The 5,431-nt window shown below is 43.7% G+C and carries 4 protein-coding genes and 1 pseudogene; 3 read left to right on the forward strand and 2 right to left on the reverse strand.

All coding sequences use genetic code 11. The features are described from left to right. Positions 1–136 precede the first annotated feature (136 nt). Complete coding sequence (locus tag C3418_RS22610; RefSeq protein ID WP_000019402.1) at positions 137–1,117, reverse strand: IS5-like element IS5 family transposase; 981 nt, start codon at positions 1,115–1,117, stop codon at positions 137–139. Between the two features lie 104 nt (positions 1,118–1,221). Between C3418_RS22610 and C3418_RS24220 the strand changes: the two genes are divergently transcribed. The 3 genes from C3418_RS24220 to C3418_RS22640 all read left to right on the forward strand — a co-directional run bounded on the left by C3418_RS24220 (position 1,222) and on the right by C3418_RS22640 (position 4,960). Then, positions 1,222–2,871, forward strand: a complete 1,650-nt coding sequence (locus C3418_RS24220; protein WP_146054146.1) for a hypothetical protein — start codon at positions 1,222–1,224, stop codon at positions 2,869–2,871. Between the two features lie 146 nt (positions 2,872–3,017). Next, a complete protein-coding gene (locus C3418_RS22630) occupies positions 3,018–3,998 on the forward strand; it encodes an IS5-like element IS5 family transposase (RefSeq protein ID WP_219812705.1) in 981 nt (326 codons plus the stop codon). Positions 3,999–4,285: 287 nt separating this feature from the next. After that, the gene (locus C3418_RS22640; protein ID WP_080988682.1) at positions 4,286–4,960 is read left to right on the forward strand and encodes a hypothetical protein; all 675 of its coding nucleotides are present in this window, start codon (positions 4,286–4,288) and stop codon (positions 4,958–4,960) included. Positions 4,961–5,236: 276 nt separating this feature from the next. Here C3418_RS22640 and C3418_RS22645 read toward each other — a convergent pair. Next, positions 5,237–5,431 (reverse strand): annotated as a pseudogene (locus tag C3418_RS22645) (IS630 family transposase); the annotation flags it as partial.

A 5,431-nucleotide genomic window follows, 5' to 3' on the forward strand; every position in this document is an offset into this window, starting at 1 on the left:
GAATAAGCGGGGAAATTCTTCTCGGCTGACTCAGTCATTTCATTTTTTCAGTTTGAGCCGATCTTTTCTCCCGTAAATGCCTTGAATCAGCCTATTTAGACCGTTTCTTCGCCATTTAAGGCGTTATTCCCAGTTTTTAGTGAGATCTCTCCCACTGACGTATCATTTGGTCCGCCCGAAACAGGTTGGCCAGCGTGAATAACATCGCCAGTTGGTTATCGTTTTTCAGCAACCCCTTGTATCTGGCTTTCACGAAGCCGAACTGTCGCTTGATGATGCGAAACGGGTGCTCCACCTTGGCCCGGATGCTGGCTTTCATGTATTCGATGTTGATGGCCGTTTTGTTCTTGCGTGGATGCTGTTTCAAGGTTCTTACCTTGCCGGGGCGCTCGGCGATCAGCCAGTCCACATCCACCTCGGCCAGCTCCTCGCGCTGTGGCGCCCCTTGGTAGCCGGCATCGGCTGAGACAAATTGCTCCTCTCCATGCAGCAGATTACCCAGCTGATTGAGGTCATGCTCGTTGGCCGCGGTGGTGACTAGGCTGTGGGTCAGGCCACTCTTGGCGTCGACACCAATGTGGGCCTTCATGCCAAAGTGCCACTGATTGCCTTTCTTGGTCTGATGCATCTCCGGATCGCGTTGCTGCTCTTTGTTCTTGGTCGAGCTGGGAGCCTCAATGATGGTGGCATCGACCAAGGTGCCTTGAGTCATCATGACGCCTGCTTCGGCCAGCCAGCGATTGATGGTCTTGAACAATTGGCGGGCCAGTTGATGCTGCTCCAGCAGGTGGCGGAAATTCATGATGGTGGTGCGGTCCGGCAAGGCGCTATCCAGGGATAACCGGGCAAACAGACGCATGGAGGCGATTTCGTACAGAGCATCTTCCATCGCGCCATCGCTCAGGTTGTACCAATGCTGCATGCAGTGAATGCGTAGCATGGTTTCCAGCGGATAAGGTCGCCGGCCATTACCAGCCTTGGGGTAAAACGGCTCGATGACTTCCACCATGTTTTGCCATGGCAGAATCTGCTCCATGCGGGACAAGAAAATCTCTTTTCTGGTCTGACGGCGCTTACTGCTGAATTCACTGTCGGCGAAGGTAAGTTGATGACTCATGATGAACCCTGTTCCATGGCTCCAGATGACAAACATGATCTCATATCAGGGACTTGTTCGCACCTTCCCTAATACCCACATTTGACGAGGCTGGGAATAATGGTATGCATCCTATTTTTTTAAATCCATCTCGAGCTTTCAATAATTCTCTGTATCACAATCTGGATAATCGAAACTATCAGACAGATACTCCCAAAAATAAAACCGGTGTCTATGGTGTTAGTCTGAGCATTTTATATAGTAAAAAATATAAGCATATCCGGGATAAGTGCCAAGTTTTGATTATAGATGAGTTTGAGGATGTTTTTAATTTAATGCACTCAGAATTGGGCATGAGAGTCTCAGTTGATGAATACATTGAAAGGATGGATAATTTCAAAAAAATTATTGCTGATGCCAGCACTGTTGTTATTGCCGATGCGTTTTTAAGTCAGGACTCATTTGATTTTATTTCAAATTTAGCTACGCTCAGTAATAAAAAAGTGTTCGTATATAGATCATCCAAACCTAGGAATATGCCAGAAATCTTTTTAACAACTAAACCAGATATTATAAACAAGATCAATGAGCGTGCATCAAGTGGCAAAAAATGTATTGTATTTAGCGACGAGGCACACAATGCAAAAAAATCAAATGTTAACGTATTGGTAAATGCAATAAATACACCAAAAAAAATATTAATCGATGCTGACACTGCTCGTAAATTCCCTAATGGTGCTATAAACAAAAATGTTAGCAGTAAACTGGTGTCAATTTTTACACCGGTTGTGAAAAATGGATTTAGTTTCACAGATAAGGATCTAACATTTACTGCAATTTTTTCAAATGGGCTCGTTCAGCCTAATGATATTATGCAGTTTGTCCACCGAGCGAGGAATGCTAATAATGCATTTTTAGCACTCCTTGGTGGCAAAAATAGGGTATATAAAAATAGCGATCATATCATTACAGAGTTGGTGATGTCAGCGTTGGGGTGTGATTATTCTATTGAACGTTTGCATGAGTATTGCCACAACCCCACATTAATGCATATGGTTAACCGATTGTTTATTCAACATAAATTGTGTTTGGATTATAATTTCACCCTACTAACAATGCTGGAACAACAGGGGTATAAAATTAGCTATCTTTTACCTGAGATGACGATGAGTGATAAAAAAATGCTTGAGTTAGCGGAGTTGAAAACAGAGGAGGAGCGAATTTGCGGGTTATTAAATAGAAGTGAGTTTTATGCTAAAGAGGCTCTTGATATTGAGCACTTTTATAGTGAGGTATTGAGTGAGGAATTGATTAGGTTTGATGATAGAGGAAATACACGCAGAATAATTACAAATAACATTCCATTATATAAGTGTACTGACGATTATAATAGTCAAGAATCAGTAACATTTGCAATGATAAGATCGCTAGCCAATAATTTAAAACTCAGTGACAATTATTGCTACAGTAGTGATGAGGCTGGTAAATTCCTAGAGTGGATTGAGAATGGAAAATTTAAGTTTGGTCATGAACTCATTGCAGTAAAAAAATTCTTTAATAATGACTATTTTATCATTCCATCTAACAGGAAAATTCCAATTAAGTTTTTAGAGTCATTTCTTAAAAATAATTTTGGCTATGAAACTTATATGAGTCAGGAACAAAATTACTATCGTGATGGACCAGGGGCGGGTCGTTCAAAAAGAACTGTAAAAACAGCGCGTCTGTCAAATGATATTAGAGAGTGGGTTACTAAAATTTTGAGCCGTTACTAAACTAGAATGCTATTTGTATTGCTGTTACTATCAAAACACCGGTCTTAAGCCGGTGTTTTTGACACTTATCCAGTCTAGGGAAGGTGCGAACAAGTCCCTGATATGAGATCATGTTTGTCATCTGGAGCCATGAAAAAGGGTTCATCATGAGTCATCAACTTACCTTCGCCGACAGTGAATTCAGCAGTAAGCGCCGTCAGACCAGAAAAGAGATTTTCTTGTCCCGCATGGAGCAGATTCTGCCATGGCAAAACATGGTGGAAGTCATCGAGCCGTTTTATCCCAAGGCTGGTAATGGCCGGCGACCTTATCCGCTGGAAACCATGCTACGCATTCACTGCATGCAGCATTGGTACAACCTGAGCGATGGCACGATGGAAGATGCTCTGTACGAAATCGCCTCCATCCGTCTGTTTGCCCGGTTATCCCTGGATAGCGCCTTGCCGGACCGCACCACCATCATGAATTTCCGCCACCTGCTGGAGCAGCATCAACTGGCCCGCCAATTGTTCAAGACCATCAATCGCTGGCTGGCCGAAGCAGGCGTCATGATGACTCAAGGCACCTTGGTCGATGCCACCATCATTGAGGCACCCAGCTCGACCAAGAACAAAGAGCAGCAACGCGATCCGCAGATGCATCAGACCAAGAAAGGCAATCAGTGGCACTTTGGCATGAAGGCCCACATTGGTGTCGATGCCAAGAGTGGCCTGACCCACAGCCTAGTCACCACCGCGGCCAACGAGCATGACCTCAATCAGCTGGGTAATCTGCTGCATGGAGAGGAGCAATTTGTCTCAGCCGATGCCGGCTACCAAGGGGCGCCACAGCGCGAGGAGCTGGCCGAGGTGGATGTGGACTGGCTGATCGCCGAGCGCCCCGGCAAGGTAAGAACCTTGAAACAGCATCCACGAAAGAACAAAACGGCCATCAACATCGAATACATGAAAGCCAGCATCCGGGCCAAGGTGGAGCACCCGTTTCGCATCATCAAGCGACAGTTCGGCTTCGTGAAAGCCAGATACAAGGGGTTGCTGAAAAACGATAACCAACTGGCGATGTTATTCACGCTGGCCAACCTGTTTCGGGCGGACCAAATGATACGTCAGTGGGAGAGATCTCACTAAAAACTGGGGATAACGCCTTAAATGGCGAAGAAACGGTCTAAATAGGCTGATTCAAGGCATTTACGGGAGAAAAGATCGGCTCAAACATGAAGAAATGAAATGACTGCGTCAGCCGAGAAGAATTTCCCCGCTTATTCGCACCTTCCCTAGTTGCCAACTAAATGTAATTTATATCAACTAGACTGGAATCGTGATCTTGTTAACATTAATAATTCTAAATTAATGATACTAATGTCGCGTAAATTTTGTATGTAAAAGATATTAGGGATACCTTGCAGGATATAAATATGAAATATATTGTTGTTGAAGACCATGTTGTACCTCAGCTTTTCACTACTGCAATTGAGGCTTATGAGTTTGAGCACAGAGCGCACCTAAAAGGAAAGGGGGCTATTAATCTTGAAACATTTGGCCTTTTGTGGGGATATTCAATTCCTCAGAAGGGTGAAAATCCCGCTCGAATTGTATCTACAATGGCTACTGTTGAAACGTCTGCATTGAGGCATCAAGACTGGGTACGGCCAGACCTTAATTCGATAATAGCAAAAAAGGAGTTTTTTACGAAGTACTGGCCTAATATAGAGCTGGTTGGCACATTTCACTCTCATCCATATGCAGATTTAGATACTGTAAATGAAATTAAGGGGTGGCGTGCATCGGATGGTGACAAAGATTTCTGGCCGTGGTTTCATGAGTATGTATCACCAGAGCAACCCCTATTGGCGCATATAATTGTAACCATTACTAAGCTTGAGCGGAAAGGATGGGCGTATCCGGATCGATTAAGGGGTAATGAGAGGAAAATGGGCTATGTACTGTCAGCTGATAATAGAAAACTGTGGCTGCGTTCATATGGAAGTCAAATAGGTGTTGATGATAATGGAGATGAGACGTTTATTTTCAAGGATGATCTACAAATTGAGATTCCCTCCCTTCAAAACAGATTTTGGGAAAACTCGTAATTTATTTTTTAGTTTATTGCAATGAGTTAATAATCATGTGAAGCTAATTTTTTCATCAGGCACCGGCCATGAGCCGGTGTCTAATAATTGGGTGGTAACTTATCTGAAGTATATTTACATAATCTAATGATAGGCGAACCATAATATGATTCCTATCATGGCCGCCAAATGTAATAAGCTACTACATTATAAATCTTTCCTATTGTTACAACTTAATCGAATAGGGAGCTTCTGTGTCGCAAAATTTCGTTGACTAAATAACTGATCCCAATAGTGCTACACCTTCGCTGTACCATAGCCATTCCCCGGGAAAGGAGACACGGTATCCATGAAGTGTTTCACTTGGGCCAGCAGGCTGGCCATTCCTCTGCATTGATGATTGCGCGTGATGGTTTCATGTAACTTGTGCCACAGCCGTTCGATGTGATTAACCCAAGGGCTGTAAACTGGCTGGAACACCAGGCAGAACTT

Source organism: Aeromonas sp. ASNIH8 (genome assembly GCF_002919855.1).
GTDB lineage: Bacteria > Pseudomonadota > Gammaproteobacteria > Enterobacterales > Aeromonadaceae > Aeromonas > Aeromonas caviae.

What these genes read in the sequence shown, in the direction of transcription:
- C3418_RS22640 (WP_080988682.1), top strand. Translation starts at nt 4,286, where the DNA reads ATGAAATATATTGTTGTTGAAGACCATGTTGTACCTCAGCTTTTCACT.
- C3418_RS22630 (WP_219812705.1), top strand. Translation starts at nt 3,018, where the DNA reads ATGAGTCATCAACTTACCTTCGCCGACAGTGAATTCAGCAGTAAGCGC.
- C3418_RS24220 (WP_146054146.1), top strand. Translation starts at nt 1,222, where the DNA reads ATGCATCCTATTTTTTTAAATCCATCTCGAGCTTTCAATAATTCTCTG.
- C3418_RS22610 (WP_000019402.1), bottom strand. Translation starts at nt 1,117, where the DNA reads ATGAGTCATCAACTTACCTTCGCCGACAGTGAATTCAGCAGTAAGCGC.